Source organism: Vibrio quintilis, assembly GCF_024529975.1.
GTDB classification, from domain to species: Bacteria; Pseudomonadota; Gammaproteobacteria; order Enterobacterales; family Vibrionaceae; genus Vibrio; species Vibrio quintilis.
The window spans coordinates 495,241-512,267 of sequence record NZ_AP024897.1 but is presented as its reverse complement, the minus strand read 5'-3'; the positions used below and the strand labels follow the sequence as shown (position 1 = coordinate 512,267).

3 protein-coding genes, 6 tRNA genes, 6 rRNA genes and 1 pseudogene are annotated in these 17,027 nt (G+C 48.5%); 1 reads left to right on the top strand and 15 read right to left on the bottom strand.

What is annotated here, in order from left to right:
* Window positions 1–187: 187 nt before the first annotated feature.
* Window positions 188–1,170 (top strand): annotated as a pseudogene (locus OC443_RS02505) (IS630 family transposase).
* A gap of 88 nt (window positions 1,171–1,258) precedes the next feature.
* Here the strand turns inward: OC443_RS02505 and OC443_RS02500 are convergent.
* The 15 genes from OC443_RS02500 to OC443_RS02430 form a co-directional block, all read right to left on the bottom strand.
* Window positions 1,259–1,335: transfer RNA gene (locus tag OC443_RS02500), tRNA-Asp, on the bottom strand.
* Between the two features lie 62 nt (window positions 1,336–1,397).
* A 5S ribosomal RNA gene (gene rrf / locus OC443_RS02495) occupies window positions 1,398–1,513 on the bottom strand.
* 86 nt (window positions 1,514–1,599) lie between these two features.
* A 23S ribosomal RNA gene (locus OC443_RS02490) occupies window positions 1,600–4,487 on the bottom strand.
* Between the two features lie 322 nt (window positions 4,488–4,809).
* Window positions 4,810–4,885: transfer RNA gene (locus OC443_RS02485), tRNA-Val, on the bottom strand.
* A 10-nt stretch (window positions 4,886–4,895) separates the two neighbouring features.
* Window positions 4,896–4,971 (bottom strand) — tRNA-Ala (locus OC443_RS02480).
* Between the two features lie 10 nt (window positions 4,972–4,981).
* Window positions 4,982–5,057: transfer RNA gene (locus tag OC443_RS02475), tRNA-Lys, on the bottom strand.
* Between the two features lie 19 nt (window positions 5,058–5,076).
* A tRNA-Glu gene (locus tag OC443_RS02470) sits at window positions 5,077–5,152 on the bottom strand.
* Between the two features lie 65 nt (window positions 5,153–5,217).
* Window positions 5,218–6,759 (bottom strand): 16S ribosomal RNA (locus OC443_RS02465).
* A gap of 316 nt (window positions 6,760–7,075) precedes the next feature.
* Window positions 7,076–7,191, bottom strand: a 5S ribosomal RNA gene (gene rrf / locus OC443_RS02460).
* Between the two features lie 86 nt (window positions 7,192–7,277).
* Window positions 7,278–10,165, bottom strand: a 23S ribosomal RNA gene (locus tag OC443_RS02455).
* 288 nt (window positions 10,166–10,453) lie between these two features.
* Window positions 10,454–10,530: transfer RNA gene (locus tag OC443_RS02450), tRNA-Ile, on the bottom strand.
* 59 nt (window positions 10,531–10,589) lie between these two features.
* Window positions 10,590–12,131, bottom strand: a 16S ribosomal RNA gene (locus OC443_RS02445).
* Together the 16S, 23S and 5S rRNA genes with 6 tRNA genes alongside form the textbook arrangement of a ribosomal RNA operon.
* A 539-nt stretch (window positions 12,132–12,670) precedes the next feature.
* Window positions 12,671–13,447, bottom strand: coding sequence for a phosphoadenylyl-sulfate reductase (locus OC443_RS02440; RefSeq protein ID WP_073580041.1), 777 nt, complete (start codon window positions 13,445–13,447; stop codon window positions 12,671–12,673).
* Window positions 13,440–15,173, bottom strand: coding sequence for an assimilatory sulfite reductase (NADPH) hemoprotein subunit (gene cysI, locus OC443_RS02435; protein ID WP_073580040.1), 1,734 nt, complete (start codon window positions 15,171–15,173; stop codon window positions 13,440–13,442). The genes OC443_RS02440 and cysI overlap by 8 nt, the downstream gene beginning before the upstream one ends.
* Window positions 15,173–16,996 carry an assimilatory sulfite reductase (NADPH) flavoprotein subunit gene (locus OC443_RS02430; protein ID WP_073580039.1) on the bottom strand — a complete coding sequence of 608 codons (1,824 nt, stop codon included), beginning with the start codon at window positions 16,994–16,996 and terminating at the stop codon, window positions 15,173–15,175. The genes cysI and OC443_RS02430 overlap by 1 nt, the downstream gene beginning before the upstream one ends.
* Window positions 16,997–17,027: the final 31 nt, after the last annotated feature.

Here is a 17,027-nt window from a genome sequence, read left to right as displayed (position 1 = left end):
TCCAGAAATTAATTTCTGGATACACAAATTTTGGAAACAATATCATCTTAACTTTTGAAGCATTAGTTGCCAGATAGTGTTGTCTCAGCCGACTCCACACCCGGTCTCTTGGATTCAATTCAATTCAGGTGAGTAATACCAATTACATTAATTTTATGATCTAATGATTCACAGAAAAGGAGCTTCTATGAATCATGACTTCAGACACTTAATCAAATCGACTTCGAATGCTCGATTACGCATTCGATACCTTGCTCTCGCACACTTCTCTGAAGGGAAAAGCCGCACAGAAATCGCTCTGTTTCTCAAAGTCAGTAGAACAAGCGTGAATAAATGGGTTAAAGCCTATCTTGATTTTGGACCGGAAGGCCTACAAGAAAAAGCTCATACCGGTCGTCCTCATCAGTTGTCTGAACAACAATTAAACCAACTTAAAAAATTCGTTACAGACACGACTATCAAAGAGCACGGTGGACGCCTCCAAGCAAAAGACATCGCTATTTATATTGCCCAGAATTTTGGCATTCAATACCGACAGGCGAATATCTATCGTATCCTTCATGATATCGGTTTGAGCTGGCTCACCACTCGCTCTAAACATCCCAAGCCGTCACCGCAAGCCCAAGAAGACTTTAAAAAAATTCCAAATCGAAACGATCCTTAAGATCCCAGGGCATGTCGCTTTAGCTGATATACTCATGTGGTTCCAAGATGAAGCCAGGTTTGGTCAACGCAATACAACCACGAGGATTTGGGCAGAAAAGGGAACGCGACCCAGAGCCATTCAGCAACAACAGTTTGAATATGCTTATCTATACGGCGCTGTTTGTATCAATACAGGAGAAGTCGAAGCGATTGTCTCACCAGTCAATAATGTGGAAGCGATGAGGGAACATTTAAAGCTTATTTCTGATGCGACGCCAGTGGGAAAACATTCAGTTATCGTGATGGATCAAGCGAGCTGGCATCAAAGTTATCTTGCTAAAGCGTATTCAAACTTAACGATTATCCATATCCCGCCCTATTCACCAGAGCTGAATCCAATAGAGCAAGTATGGAGCTGGTTACGGCAGAATGGATAATGTTTGTGACGCTTGAAATCGTTTTTCAGAGAACAAAAGCAGAGTCGTATCACTCTGCTTTAGGAGTTGGACAAAACTGACCACTTAATTAATGTAATTGGTATGATTGGTATCAAAATCCTTGAGAGACAAAAAAGCCCCAGCTTTTCAGCTGAGGCTTGCAATTCAATCTAAAATGGCGGAGCGGACGGGACTCGAACCCGCGACCCCCGGCGTGACAGGCCGGTATTCTAACCAACTGAACTACCGCTCCACTTCAGATTGTCTGTCAGATAAAGTCTTACAATAATCCGCTTCATCTAACTGGTATATAAAGCCTGGCAGTGACCTACTCTCACATGGGGAAACCCCACACTACCATCGGCGCAATTGCGTTTCACTTCTGAGTTCGGCATGGATTCAGGTGGGTCCACAACGCTATGGCCGCCAGGCAAATTCTTTAATTCAGAAAACTGACTATTCTCTACACATTCAATCTGTTCTTCATTCGAGTCCATCAAAACCCCTTGGGTGTTGTATGGTTAAGCCTCACGGGCAATTAGTACAGGTTAGCTCAACGCCTCACAACGCTTACACACCCTGCCTATCAACGTCCTGGTCTCGGACAACCCTTCAGAGCACTTAAAGTGCCAGGGAGAACTCATCTCAGGGCTCGCTTCCCGCTTAGATGCTTTCAGCGGTTATCGATTCCGAACTTAGCTACCGGGCAATGCGTCTGGCGACACAACCCGAACACCAGAGGTTCGTCCACTCCGGTCCTCTCGTACTAGGAGCAGCCCCCTTCAATTCTCCAACGCCCACGGCAGATAGGGACCGAACTGTCTCACGACGTTCTAAACCCAGCTCGCGTACCACTTTAAATGGCGAACAGCCATACCCTTGGGACCGACTTCAGCCCCAGGATGTGATGAGCCGACATCGAGGTGCCAAACACCGCCGTCGATATGAACTCTTGGGCGGTATCAGCCTGTTATCCCCGGAGTACCTTTTATCCGTTGAGCGATGGCCCTTCCATTCAGAACCACCGGATCACTATGACCTGCTTTCGCACCTGCTCGAGCCGTCACTCTCGCAGTTAAGCGGGCTTATGCCATTGCACTAACCTCACGATGTCCAACCGTGATTAGCCCACCTTCGTGCTCCTCCGTTACTCTTTGGGAGGAGACCGCCCCAGTCAAACTACCCACCAGACACTGTCCTTGTCCCGGATGACGGGACTAAGTTAGAACATCAAACATACAAGGGTGGTATTTCAAGGTCGGCTCCATGCATACTGGCGTACACACTTCAAAGCCTCCCACCTATCCTACACATGTAGGCTCAATGTTCAGTGCCAAGCTGTAGTAAAGGTTCACGGGGTCTTTCCGTCTAGCCGCGGGTACACTGCATCTTCACAGCGATTTCAATTTCACTGAGTCTCGGGTGGAGACAGCGTGGCCATCATTACGCCATTCGTGCAGGTCGGAACTTACCCGACAAGGAATTTCGCTACCTTAGGACCGTTATAGTTACGGCCGCCGTTTACCGGGGCTTCGATCAAGAGCTTCGCCTAAGCTAACCCCATCAATTAACCTTCCGGCACCGGGCAGGCGTCACACCGTATACGTCATCTTACGATTTTGCACAGTGCTGTGTTTTTAATAAACAGTTGCAGCCACCTGGTATCTGCGACTCCCCTCAGCTCCATCCGCAAGGGACTTCACCATGAGGAGCGTACCTTCTCCCGAAGTTACGGTACCATTTTGCCTAGTTCCTTCACCCGAGTTCTCTCAAGCGCCTTGGTATTCTCTACCCGACCACCTGTGTCGGTTTGGGGTACGATTCCTTACAATCTGAAGCTTAGAGGCTTTTCCTGGAAGCATGGCATCAATGACTTCACTACCTTAGTAGCCCGACATCGTGTCTCGGCCTTAAAGAAATCCGGATTTACCTGAATTTCAAGCCTACGCACTTGAACCTGGACAACCGTCGCCAGGCCCATCTAGCCTTCTCCGTCCCCCCATCGCAATTGTAAGAAGTACGGGAATATTAACCCGTTTCCCATCGACTACGCTTTTCAGCCTCGCCTTAGGGGTCGACTTACCCTGCCCCGATTAACGTTGGACAGGAACCCTTGGTCTTCCGGCGTGGGGGTTTTTCACCCCCATTATCGTTACTCATGTCAGCATTCGCACTTCTGATACGTCCAGCATGCCTTACAGCACACCTTCAACCGCTTACAGAACGCTCCCCTACCCAATACATAAAATGCATTGCCGCAGCTTCGGTTTATTGCTTAGCCCCGTTACATCTTCCGCGCAGGCCGACTCGACTAGTGAGCTATTACGCTTTCTTTAAATGATGGCTGCTTCTAAGCCAACATCCTAGCTGTCTGAGCCTTCCCACATCGTTTCCCACTTAGCAATAATTTGGGACCTTAGCTGGCGGTCTGGGTTGTTTCCCTCTCCACGACGGACGTTAGCACCCGCCGTGTGTCTCCCGGATAGTACTTACTGGTATTCGGAGTTTGCAAAGGGTTGGTAAGTCGGGATGACCCCCTAGCCTTAACAGTGCTCTACCCCCAGTAGTATTCGTCCGAGGCGCTACCTAAATAGCTTTCGGGGAGAACCAGCTATCTCCGGGTTTGATTGGCCTTTCACCCCTAGCCACAAGTCATCCGCTAATTTTTCAACATTAGTCGGTTCGGTCCTCCAGTTGATGTTACTCAACCTTCAACCTGCCCATGGCTAGATCACCCGGTTTCGGGTCTATATCCAGAGACTGAACGCCCAGTTAAGACTCGCTTTCGCTACGGCTTCCCTATCCGGTTAACCTTGCCACTGAATATAAGTCGCTGACCCATTATACAAAAGGTACGCAGTCACCCCATTAAAGAGGCTCCTACTGCTTGTACGTATACGGTTTCAGGTTCTGTTTCACTCCCCTCACAGGGGTTCTTTTCGCCTTTCCCTCACGGTACTGGTTCACTATCGGTCAGTCAGGAGTATTTAGCCTTGGAGGATGGTCCCCCCATGTTCAGACAGGATATCACGTGTCCCGTCCTACTCGTTTTCACCTTATTTGCATCTTCGGTTACGGGGCTGTCACCCTGTATCGCGGCACTTTCCAGAGCCTTCACCTGACACATATAAAACTTAAGGGCTAATCCGGGGTCGCTCGCCGCTACTGCCGGAATCTCTGTTGATTTCTTTTCCTCGGGGTACTTAGATGTTTCAGTTCCCCCGGTTCGCCTCATTTACCTATGTATTCAGTAAATGATATCTGCTGATGCAGATGGGTTTCCCCATTCGGAAATCCCGGACTCATGTGGGTCTTACTCCCTCATCCGGGCTTATCGCAAGTTAGTACGTCCTTCATCGCCTCTGACTGCCAAGGCATCCACCGTATACGCTTAGTCACTTAACCATACAACCCCAAAGGGTCTTGCGGTCAAACAACCAAGGTTGTCTGCAATTATTTAAACATGATGCAGACTTTGATTTTGCCGGACTCAAATTTTTTCTTCTGCCAAAGCAGAAGCCAAGAACACTTGAATGTGTGTTGGTTGTATTCATTTCTGAATACTTTGAGAACTTTTACAAACAATCTAAAAGATTGTTTTGTCAGCTTTCCAAATTGTTAAAGAGCTTAAGTGTCATAAACACTTCTTAATGACTTTCGACGTCAGAAAATCTGACCACATCACAGAAACGTAGTCTGATTACCATCACCAAAAGTAATTAAGAAGTGGTGGGCGATACCGGGTTCGAACCAGTGACCCCCTGCTTGTAAGGCAGGTGCTCTCCCAACTGAGCTAATCGCCCGTTTTCGATATGGTGGAGCTATGCGGGATCGAACCGCAGACCTCCTGCGTGCAAGGCAGGCGCTCTCCCAGCTGAGCTATAGCCCCATATCAAAAATGGTGGGTCGTACAGGATTCGAACCTGTGACCAATTGGTTAAAAGCCAACTGCTCTACCAGCTGAGCTAACGACCCGTCTTTCTTTAAAAGAAAGTGGTATCCCGTAGGGGAGTCGAACCCCTGTTACCGCCGTGAAAGGGCGGTGTCCTAGGCCTCTAGACGAACGGGACACTTTCATATCTCTTTTCTAAACCAAATCAATCTGTGTGAGCACTCATCAACGTATCTTTATCGTTAAGGAGGTGATCCAGCGCCAGGTTCCCCTAGCGCTACCTTGTTACGACTTCACCCCAGTCATGAACCACAAAGTGGCAAGCGTCCTCCCGAAGGTTAAACTACCTGCTTCTTTTGCAGCCCACTCCCATGGTGTGACGGGCGGTGTGTACAAGGCCCGGGAACGTATTCACCGTAGCATTCTGATCTACGATTACTAGCGATTCCGACTTCATGGAGTCGAGTTGCAGACTCCAATCCGGACTACGACGGACTTTTTGGGATTCGCACACTCTCGCAAGTTAGCTGCCCTCTGTATCCGCCATTGTAGCACGTGTGTAGCCCTACTCGTAAGGGCCATGATGACTTGACGTCGTCCCCACCTTCCTCCGGTTTATCACCGGCAGTCTCCCTGAAGTTCCCACCCGAAGTGCTGGCAATCAAGGATAAGGGTTGCGCTCGTTGCGGGACTTAACCCAACATTTCACAACACGAGCTGACGACAGCCATGCAGCACCTGTCTCATAGTTCCCGAAGGCACACTCGAATCTCTTCAAGCTTCTATGGATGTCAAGAGTAGGTAAGGTTCTTCGCGTTGCATCGAATTAAACCACATGCTCCACCGCTTGTGCGGGCCCCCGTCAATTCATTTGAGTTTTAATCTTGCGACCGTACTCCCCAGGCGGTCTACTTAACGCGTTAGCTCCGAAAGCCACGGCTCAAGGCCACAACCTCCAAGTAGACATCGTTTACGGCGTGGACTACCAGGGTATCTAATCCTGTTTGCTCCCCACGCTTTCGCATCTGAGTGTCAGTATCTGTCCAGGGGGCCGCCTTCGCCACCGGTATTCCTTCAGATCTCTACGCATTTCACCGCTACACCTGAAATTCTACCCCCCTCTACAGTACTCTAGATGACCAGTTTCAAATGCTGTTCCGGGGTTAAGCCCCGGGCTTTCACATCTGACTTAATCATCCACCTGCATGCGCTTTACGCCCAGTAATTCCGATTAACGCTCGCACCCTCCGTATTACCGCGGCTGCTGGCACGGAGTTAGCCGGTGCTTCTTCTGTGGCTAACGTCAAAAGCAAAGCGTATTAAACTCTGCCCCTTCCTCACCACTGAAAGTACTTTACAACCCGAAGGCCTTCTTCATACACGCGGCATGGCTGCATCAGGCTTGCGCCCATTGTGCAATATTCCCCACTGCTGCCTCCCGTAGGAGTCTGGACCGTGTCTCAGTTCCAGTGTGGCTGATCATCCTCTCAGACCAGCTAGGGATCGTCGCCTTGGTGAGCTCTTACCTCACCAACAAGCTAATCCCACCTGGGCATATCCCGACGCGAGAGGCCCGAAGGTCCCCCTCTTTAGTCCGTAGACATTATGCGGTATTAGCCATCGTTTCCAATGGTTATCCCCCACATCAGGGCAATTTCCCAGGCATTACTCACCCGTCCGCCGCTCGACGCCAAGAAAGCAAGCTTTCTTTCGTTTCCGCCCGACTTGCATGTGTTAAGCCTGCCGCCAGCGTTCAATCTGAGCCATGATCAAACTCTTCAATTAAAGTTTTTTGAAGCCTAAGCTTCGGCTCAGTGATTACTGAATTGACTGTGCCGCTATTCATTCCACAACTCAAAGCTGCTTCCTGATAGCTGTTGGTCACTCATTCTCACTGATAAATCTTTTATAAGATATCAATTAACGAGTACCCACACAGATTGATTGGTTTATATTGTTAAAGAGCTTTGCTTTCAGTGTCTTAGCACCTGACAGGACGCGTATATTACGCTTTCCTGACTGAAAGTCAACATAAAATTCTCATCAATTCGAAAATCTTATGGTGACTTCTTTCCACAACGTGAAAAGAAGCAAATATAAAGCCTGGCAGTGACCTACTCTCACATGGGGAAACCCCACACTACCATCGGCGCAATTGCGTTTCACTTCTGAGTTCGGCATGGATTCAGGTGGGTCCACAACGCTATGGCCGCCAGGCAAATTCTTTAATTCAGAAAACTGACTATTCTCTACACATTCAATCTGTTCTTCATTTGAGTCCATCAAAACCCCTTGGGTGTTGTATGGTTAAGCCTCACGGGCAATTAGTACAGGTTAGCTCAACGCCTCACAACGCTTACACACCCTGCCTATCAACGTCCTGGTCTCGGACAACCCTTCAGAGCACTTAAAGTGCCAGGGAGAACTCATCTCAGGGCTCGCTTCCCGCTTAGATGCTTTCAGCGGTTATCGATTCCGAACTTAGCTACCGGGCAATGCGTCTGGCGACACAACCCGAACACCAGAGGTTCGTCCACTCCGGTCCTCTCGTACTAGGAGCAGCCCCCTTCAATTCTCCAACGCCCACGGCAGATAGGGACCGAACTGTCTCACGACGTTCTAAACCCAGCTCGCGTACCACTTTAAATGGCGAACAGCCATACCCTTGGGACCGACTTCAGCCCCAGGATGTGATGAGCCGACATCGAGGTGCCAAACACCGCCGTCGATATGAACTCTTGGGCGGTATCAGCCTGTTATCCCCGGAGTACCTTTTATCCGTTGAGCGATGGCCCTTCCATTCAGAACCACCGGATCACTATGACCTGCTTTCGCACCTGCTCGAGCCGTCACTCTCGCAGTTAAGCGGGCTTATGCCATTGCACTAACCTCACGATGTCCAACCGTGATTAGCCCACCTTCGTGCTCCTCCGTTACTCTTTGGGAGGAGACCGCCCCAGTCAAACTACCCACCAGACACTGTCCTTGTCCCGGATGACGGGACTAAGTTAGAACATCAAACATACAAGGGTGGTATTTCAAGGTCGGCTCCATGCATACTGGCGTACACACTTCAAAGCCTCCCACCTATCCTACACATGTAGGCTCAATGTTCAGTGCCAAGCTGTAGTAAAGGTTCACGGGGTCTTTCCGTCTAGCCGCGGGTACACTGCATCTTCACAGCGATTTCAATTTCACTGAGTCTCGGGTGGAGACAGCGTGGCCATCATTACGCCATTCGTGCAGGTCGGAACTTACCCGACAAGGAATTTCGCTACCTTAGGACCGTTATAGTTACGGCCGCCGTTTACCGGGGCTTCGATCAAGAGCTTCGCCTAAGCTAACCCCATCAATTAACCTTCCGGCACCGGGCAGGCGTCACACCGTATACGTCATCTTACGATTTTGCACAGTGCTGTGTTTTTAATAAACAGTTGCAGCCACCTGGTATCTGCGACTCCCCTCAGCTCCATCCGCAAGGGACTTCACCATGAGGAGCGTACCTTCTCCCGAAGTTACGGTACCATTTTGCCTAGTTCCTTCACCCGAGTTCTCTCAAGCGCCTTGGTATTCTCTACCCGACCACCTGTGTCGGTTTGGGGTACGATTCCTTACAATCTGAAGCTTAGAGGCTTTTCCTGGAAGCATGGCATCAATGACTTCACTACCTTAGTAGCCCGACATCGTGTCTCGGCCTTAAAGAAATCCGGATTTACCTGAATTTCAAGCCTACGCACTTGAACCTGGACAACCGTCGCCAGGCCCATCTAGCCTTCTCCGTCCCCCCATCGCAATTGTAAGAAGTACGGGAATATTAACCCGTTTCCCATCGACTACGCTTTTCAGCCTCGCCTTAGGGGTCGACTTACCCTGCCCCGATTAACGTTGGACAGGAACCCTTGGTCTTCCGGCGTGGGGGTTTTTCACCCCCATTATCGTTACTCATGTCAGCATTCGCACTTCTGATACGTCCAGCATGCCTTACAGCACACCTTCAACCGCTTACAGAACGCTCCCCTACCCAATACATAAAATGCATTGCCGCAGCTTCGGTTTATTGCTTAGCCCCGTTACATCTTCCGCGCAGGCCGACTCGACTAGTGAGCTATTACGCTTTCTTTAAATGATGGCTGCTTCTAAGCCAACATCCTAGCTGTCTGAGCCTTCCCACATCGTTTCCCACTTAGCAATAATTTGGGACCTTAGCTGGCGGTCTGGGTTGTTTCCCTCTCCACGACGGACGTTAGCACCCGCCGTGTGTCTCCCGGATAGTACTTACTGGTATTCGGAGTTTGCAAAGGGTTGGTAAGTCGGGATGACCCCCTAGCCTTAACAGTGCTCTACCCCCAGTAGTATTCGTCCGAGGCGCTACCTAAATAGCTTTCGGGGAGAACCAGCTATCTCCGGGTTTGATTGGCCTTTCACCCCTAGCCACAAGTCATCCGCTAATTTTTCAACATTAGTCGGTTCGGTCCTCCAGTTGATGTTACTCAACCTTCAACCTGCCCATGGCTAGATCACCCGGTTTCGGGTCTATATCCAGAGACTGAACGCCCAGTTAAGACTCGCTTTCGCTACGGCTTCCCTATCCGGTTAACCTTGCCACTGAATATAAGTCGCTGACCCATTATACAAAAGGTACGCAGTCACCCCATTAAAGAGGCTCCTACTGCTTGTACGTATACGGTTTCAGGTTCTGTTTCACTCCCCTCACAGGGGTTCTTTTCGCCTTTCCCTCACGGTACTGGTTCACTATCGGTCAGTCAGGAGTATTTAGCCTTGGAGGATGGTCCCCCCATGTTCAGACAGGATATCACGTGTCCCGTCCTACTCGTTTTCACCTTATATGCATCTTCGGTTACGGGGCTGTCACCCTGTATCGCGGCACTTTCCAGAGCCTTCACCTGACACATATAAAACTTAAGGGCTAATCCGGGGTCGCTCGCCGCTACTGCCGGAATCTCTGTTGATTTCTTTTCCTCGGGGTACTTAGATGTTTCAGTTCCCCCGGTTCGCCTCATTTACCTATGTATTCAGTAAATGATATCTGCTGATGCAGATGGGTTTCCCCATTCGGAAATCCCGGACTCATGTGGGTCTTACTCCCTCATCCGGGCTTATCGCAAGTTAGTACGTCCTTCATCGCCTCTGACTGCCAAGGCATCCACCGTATACGCTTAGTCACTTAACCATACAACCCCAAAGGGTCTTGCGGTCAAACAACCAAGGTTGTCTGCAATTATTTAAACATGATGCAGACTTTGATTTTACCGGACTCAAATTTTTTCTTCTGCCAAAGCAGAAGCCAAGAACACTTGAATGTGTGTTGGTTGTATTCATTACTGAATACTTTGAGAACTTTTACAAACAATCTAAAAGATTGTTTTGTCAGCTTTCCAAATTGTTAAAGAGCAAAACCTGTCAGTAACAGGCTATTTTTAAATATTCTCTATTATGAAAACACTTAAAAATCAGTTGTTGGTGGGTCTGAGTGGACTTGAACCACCGACCTCTCGCTTATCAGGCGAACGCTCTAACCACCTGAGCTACAGACCCAACGACTCTTTCTAAACCAAATCAATCTGTGTGAGCACTCATCAACGTATCTTTATCGTTAAGGAGGTGATCCAGCGCCAGGTTCCCCTAGCGCTACCTTGTTACGACTTCACCCCAGTCATGAACCACAAAGTGGCAAGCGTCCTCCCGAAGGTTAAACTACCTGCTTCTTTTGCAGCCCACTCCCATGGTGTGACGGGCGGTGTGTACAAGGCCCGGGAACGTATTCACCGTAGCATTCTGATCTACGATTACTAGCGATTCCGACTTCATGGAGTCGAGTTGCAGACTCCAATCCGGACTACGACGGACTTTTTGGGATTCGCACACTCTCGCAAGTTAGCTGCCCTCTGTATCCGCCATTGTAGCACGTGTGTAGCCCTACTCGTAAGGGCCATGATGACTTGACGTCGTCCCCACCTTCCTCCGGTTTATCACCGGCAGTCTCCCTGAAGTTCCCACCCGAAGTGCTGGCAATCAAGGATAAGGGTTGCGCTCGTTGCGGGACTTAACCCAACATTTCACAACACGAGCTGACGACAGCCATGCAGCACCTGTCTCATAGTTCCCGAAGGCACACTCGAATCTCTTCAAGCTTCTATGGATGTCAAGAGTAGGTAAGGTTCTTCGCGTTGCATCGAATTAAACCACATGCTCCACCGCTTGTGCGGGCCCCCGTCAATTCATTTGAGTTTTAATCTTGCGACCGTACTCCCCAGGCGGTCTACTTAACGCGTTAGCTCCGAAAGCCACGGCTCAAGGCCACAACCTCCAAGTAGACATCGTTTACGGCGTGGACTACCAGGGTATCTAATCCTGTTTGCTCCCCACGCTTTCGCATCTGAGTGTCAGTATCTGTCCAGGGGGCCGCCTTCGCCACCGGTATTCCTTCAGATCTCTACGCATTTCACCGCTACACCTGAAATTCTACCCCCCTCTACAGTACTCTAGATGACCAGTTTCAAATGCTGTTCCGGGGTTAAGCCCCGGGCTTTCACATCTGACTTAATCATCCACCTGCATGCGCTTTACGCCCAGTAATTCCGATTAACGCTCGCACCCTCCGTATTACCGCGGCTGCTGGCACGGAGTTAGCCGGTGCTTCTTCTGTGGCTAACGTCAAAAGCAAAGCGTATTAAACTCTGCCCCTTCCTCACCACTGAAAGTACTTTACAACCCGAAGGCCTTCTTCATACACGCGGCATGGCTGCATCAGGCTTGCGCCCATTGTGCAATATTCCCCACTGCTGCCTCCCGTAGGAGTCTGGACCGTGTCTCAGTTCCAGTGTGGCTGATCATCCTCTCAGACCAGCTAGGGATCGTCGCCTTGGTGAGCTCTTACCTCACCAACAAGCTAATCCCACCTGGGCATATCCCGACGCGAGAGGCCCGAAGGTCCCCCTCTTTAGTCCGTAGACATTATGCGGTATTAGCCATCGTTTCCAATGGTTATCCCCCACATCAGGGCAATTTCCCAGGCATTACTCACCCGTCCGCCGCTCGACGCCAAGAAAGCAAGCTTTCTTTCGTTTCCGCCCGACTTGCATGTGTTAAGCCTGCCGCCAGCGTTCAATCTGAGCCATGATCAAACTCTTCAATTAAAGTTTTTTTGAAGCCTAAGCTTCGGCTCAGTGATTACTGAATTGACTGTGCCGCTATTCATTCCACAACTCAAAGCTGCTTCCTGATAGCTGTTGGTCACTCATTCTCACTGATAAATCTTTTATAAGATATCAATTAACGAGTACCCACACAGATTGATTGGTTTATATTGTTAAAGAGCTGTTCTTCTCAGCGTTACTTCGAAGAGGCGGTCATTCTAGCGAGATAATTTTCAGTGTCAAACACTTTTTTAAATTTTTCTCACTTCGTTTTCAGAAGACCTTGTTGACTCAGAGAGCTTATCGCCCCTTGCCTGCCAACGAGAGCGCATTATAGAGATCGCCCTCACATTGGCAAGTACTTTTTGCAAAAAAATACAAAAATAAGTGTTAAGTGATGAATAAACCTCCAAAGCTGTATTTATCCCACTTTACCCAAGGTTAAAGCACAACTTATCCACAGAGTTATTCATTTTAACCGGCAGGCACGAAGAAAATAAGGCTACCTGACAGGTAGTCTTATCTATATAGAGGAAGGTTTAAATACCAGAGCCATCAGACTCACCATCATCTTCATGAAGGCCACATTCCCGTTTCAGGCCAAAGAAACGCGTTTCTTCTTCTGACATACCGGGTTCCCACTTTCTTGTTGTATGCGTGTCACCAACAGACAGATAACCTTCATCCCAAAGCGGGTGATACGGCAAACCATGCTCTTCCAGATAATAGTGAACATCTTTATTGGACCAATCAATTACAGGCAAAAATTTAAAGACACCATTCTGCACCGCTAAAATTGGTAAGTTCGCTCTTGATGAGGATTGCTCTCTGCGCAAACCCGAAAACCAGGTTCCCACATTCAAATCGTGCAACGCCCGTTTCATCGGCTCGACTTTGTTTATCCGGTTATATTTTTCAATCCCTTCCAGTTCCTGCTCCCATAATTTTCCATATCTGGCTTCTTGCCAGGCTGCACTTTCTTTTGCACGGTATACCTTCAGATTGAGACCCAGCTTATTAGTTAACAGGTCAATAAACTGATAAGTCTCTGGAAACAGATATCCCGTATCCGTCAGAATCACGGGAATTTCCGGTTTGCATTGTGTCACCATATGCAGCATCAAAGCAGCCTGGATACCAAAACTTGAAGAAACAGCAAAAGAACCCTGCAAATTATCCAACGCCCATTTTATCCGCTCCTGAGCTGATAATTCTTCCAGATGACTATTTAATTCGGCCAGGCGAAGCGACTGCTCCGCCTTAGTCATATTTAATAAATCAGCCAGCTTAGGCTGATATGACACAGTATCAGGCATGAAAATCCCTCTTAGACACAGTGACTTCTTCAATAATTCCAGCTCTGATAGTGAAGTCACCAAAACCTTCGCCTTCATGGCGTTCTTTCACCCAACGGCCAATCAATTGATCGAGCTCTTCAAGAATCTGCTTGTCCGTTATATTCTCTTTATACATTTTGGGAACACGAGTCCCTGCTTTATTACTGCCAAGATGCAGGTTATAACGTCCCGGCGCTTTACCAACCAACCCGACTTCTGCCAGCATGGCGCGCCCGCATCCGTTAGGGCATCCGGTCACTCTCAGAATGATATATTCGTCTTCACCCAGCCCGTGTTTCTTTTGAATCCCTTCAACTTCAGTTACAAAATCAGGAAGAAAACGTTCGGCTTCAGCCATCGCAAGCGGACAGGTAGGGAAGGCCACACACGCCATCGAGTTTTTACGCTGTTCACTGACAGTATCATCAATCAGGCCGTACTGACGGGCTAATTTATCAATCTTTGCTTTCTGACTCTTCGGCACACCAGCAATAATAAGATTTTGATTCGCTGTCATCCGGAAATCGCCCTTATGGATCTTAGCGATTTCTGCAACCCCGCTTTTCAGCGGCTTATCCGGATAATCAAGCAGGCGGCCATTTTCAATGAATAGTGCTAAATGGAATTTGCCATCAACCCCTTCAGCCCAGCCGATACGATCGCCACGGGTAGTAAATTCGTATGGACGGATCGCTTCAAACTGAATTCCGGCCCGTTTCTCAACCTCAGCTTTAAAAACATCAATACCAACCCGGTCCAGGGTGTACTTGGTTTTTGCATTTTTACGGTTAGAACGATTTCCCCAGTCCCGCTGTGTGGTAACAACAGCAGCAGCAATTTCTAATGTTTTCTCCAGAGGAATAAAACCAAACTCATCAGCACGACGCGGATAAGTTGATGTATCACCGTGTGTCATGGCAAGACCACCACCGACCAGCACATTAAAACCAACCAGCTTGCCTTCTTCAGCAATCGCCACAAAGTTCAAATCATTGGCATGAACGTCAATATCATTATGTGGCGGAATCACAACGGTCGTTTTAAACTTCCTCGGTAAATAAGTTGAGCCCAGAATCGGTTCTTCATCTGTGGTTTCTACTTTTTCACCATCCAGCCAGATTTCTGCATAAGCACGCGTCTTCGGCAACAGATGCTCACTGATTTTCTTCGCCCACTCATAAGCTTCCTGATGAAGCTCAGATTCAACCGGGTTTGATGTACACAACACATTCCGGTTTACATCTCCGGCTGTAGCAATCGAATCAATACCGATCTGACTCAGGGTTTGATGCATCATCTTAATGTTTGGCTTCAGCACCCCATGGAACTGAAATGTCTGACGCGTCGTCAGCCGGATACTGCCGTAAAGCGTATGCTCTGTCGCAAACTGATCAATCGCCAGCCACTGCTTCGGTGTAATAATTCCGCCCGGCATCCTCGCCCGCAGCATCACATTATGCAGCGGCTCAAGCTTTTGCTTTGCTCTTTCAGCACGGATATCACGGTCATCCTGCTGATACATGCCATGAAAACGAATCAGCTGAAAATTATCCGCAGTAAAACCACCTGTAATCTTATTCTGCAGATCCTGTTCAATGGTTCCCCGTAAAAAATTGCTTTCTTTTTTTAAACGCTCATTGTCAGAAAGAGGTCCTAATACCTGCCCTAAAACTTCCTGAACATTTGTATCTTTATCAATACTCATTAGTAGACATCCCTCTGATAACGCTTCGCTTTACGAAGATCATTGATATAAGCTTCAGCAGCACTCTGATCCAGACCACCTTCCTGCTTTACGACAGTAATCAAGGCATCATGTACATCTTTTGCCATCCTCGTCGCATCACCACACACATAGATATATGCGCCTTCATTGAGCCACTGCCAGACTTGCGGTGCATTTTCCAGAATTCGATGCTGCACATACACTTTCTCATGCTGATCCCGGCTGAACGCAACATCCAGTTGTGTCAGCGCACCAGATTTTAAATACTTCTGCCATTCGACCTGATACAGGAAGTCCTGAGTAAATGTCCTGTCACCGAAGAACAACCAGTTTTTACCTGTTGCATCACGGTTATCCCGCTCCTGAATAAAGCTGCGGAATGGTGCAATACCAGTTCCCGGACCAACCATGATGATGGGGGTATTATCATCCTGAGGAAGTTTGAAGTTTTTATTATGCTCAATAAAAACTTTGACCGGCTCACCCTCGTCTAATCGCTGAGTTAAAAATCCTGACGCACCGCCATGACGGCTTTCACCGTTTTGGTCAAATTCAACTAATCCCACCGTCAGGTGCACTTCTTCATCCACTTCACTCTGGCTTGAAGCAATTGAATACATACGTGGCGTTAACCGGCGGAGAATCTGTGTCAGTTCTTCAGCCGTCAGTTTGATCTGCGCTTCAAGCAACGCATCAATCACCTGAGTCCCGGCTGAATACGCTCTCAGCTTATCTTTATCGGCAGCCAAATCTTTCAGTAGCTCAGACTCAGAGCGCTCAGCAATCTGAGCGATTAACTGCGGGTTAGAAGCGGTGATTTCAAATTCACTAATCAGTGCCTGATGAATTGAGATACTCTCGCCATCCACCTCAACACATTCAACCCCTGAGAGTCCGACAGCTTTCAGAATCTGATTCGCCAGACCAGAGCTATTCTGATACCAGACGCCCAACGCATCACCCGGCTGATAGCTGATACCGGAGTCCTCCAAATCAATTTCAATATGCCGGACATCTTTCCCGGAATCCCGCCCGGTGATTTTCTGATTAGTCAGTAATGTCGCTGTATATGGGTTTTGCTTCGAATATTGAGAGGGTGATGCTGCAGCCTGACCGACAGGAAGCACAACCACTTCAGCCTGAGTTTCAGAAAGTGATTCTTGCAGAAACTCAAGTGCCTTACCCCGCCATTCAGCTGCTGGCGATTCATAGTCGACATCACAGTCAACGCGTTCCATAAACGGGGTTGCCCCCTGCTTAGACAGGAATGCATCAAAATCTTTACCGGTCTGGCAGAAAAATTCATAGCTGGAATCGCCCAGACCAATCACACCGTATTGCAGATTCGGTAACTTCGGTGCTTTTTTCGACTGCAAAAACTCATGCAGTTCCAGAGCATTATCCGGTGCTTCACCTTCACCATTGGTTGAAGCCACAATGACAACATGCGTTTCTTTCGCAAGGTCTTTACCTTTGTAATCACTGGCATCGAATAAACGGACGGGAAGTCCTTTTGCCTGCGCTTCCTGTTCCAGCGCCTCGGCGACACCTTTTGCATTGCCTGTCTGTGACGCATAAATAATTGTCAATTGTCCGGCTGGTTTCGCCGCCGAACCTGCTGCAGGAATATTGCTGGATGATGGTTGAGAAGATTGGCTTAATCCCCAAAAATAACCACTGACCCATGCCAGCTGTTGCGGGGACAATTGGGAGACGGCTTGCTGCAACTGATTGAGTTGGTCACCGTTCACCGGGCTGGATAATAATCCCAGCTCTTCCGGAGTATTTTTTGCTGAAGACATTGTCACGACTTCCTTATTTATTGCGTGACGA

Excerpts from the sequence above, each read along its gene's own strand:
- OC443_RS02440 (WP_073580041.1), bottom strand. The coding sequence starts at position 13,447 with ATGCCTGATACTGTGTCATATCAGCCTAAGCTGGCTGATTTATTAAAT.
- cysI (WP_073580040.1), bottom strand. The coding sequence starts at position 15,173 with ATGAGTATTGATAAAGATACAAATGTTCAGGAAGTTTTAGGGCAGGTA.
- OC443_RS02430 (WP_073580039.1), bottom strand. The coding sequence starts at position 16,996 with ATGTCTTCAGCAAAAAATACTCCGGAAGAGCTGGGATTATTATCCAGC.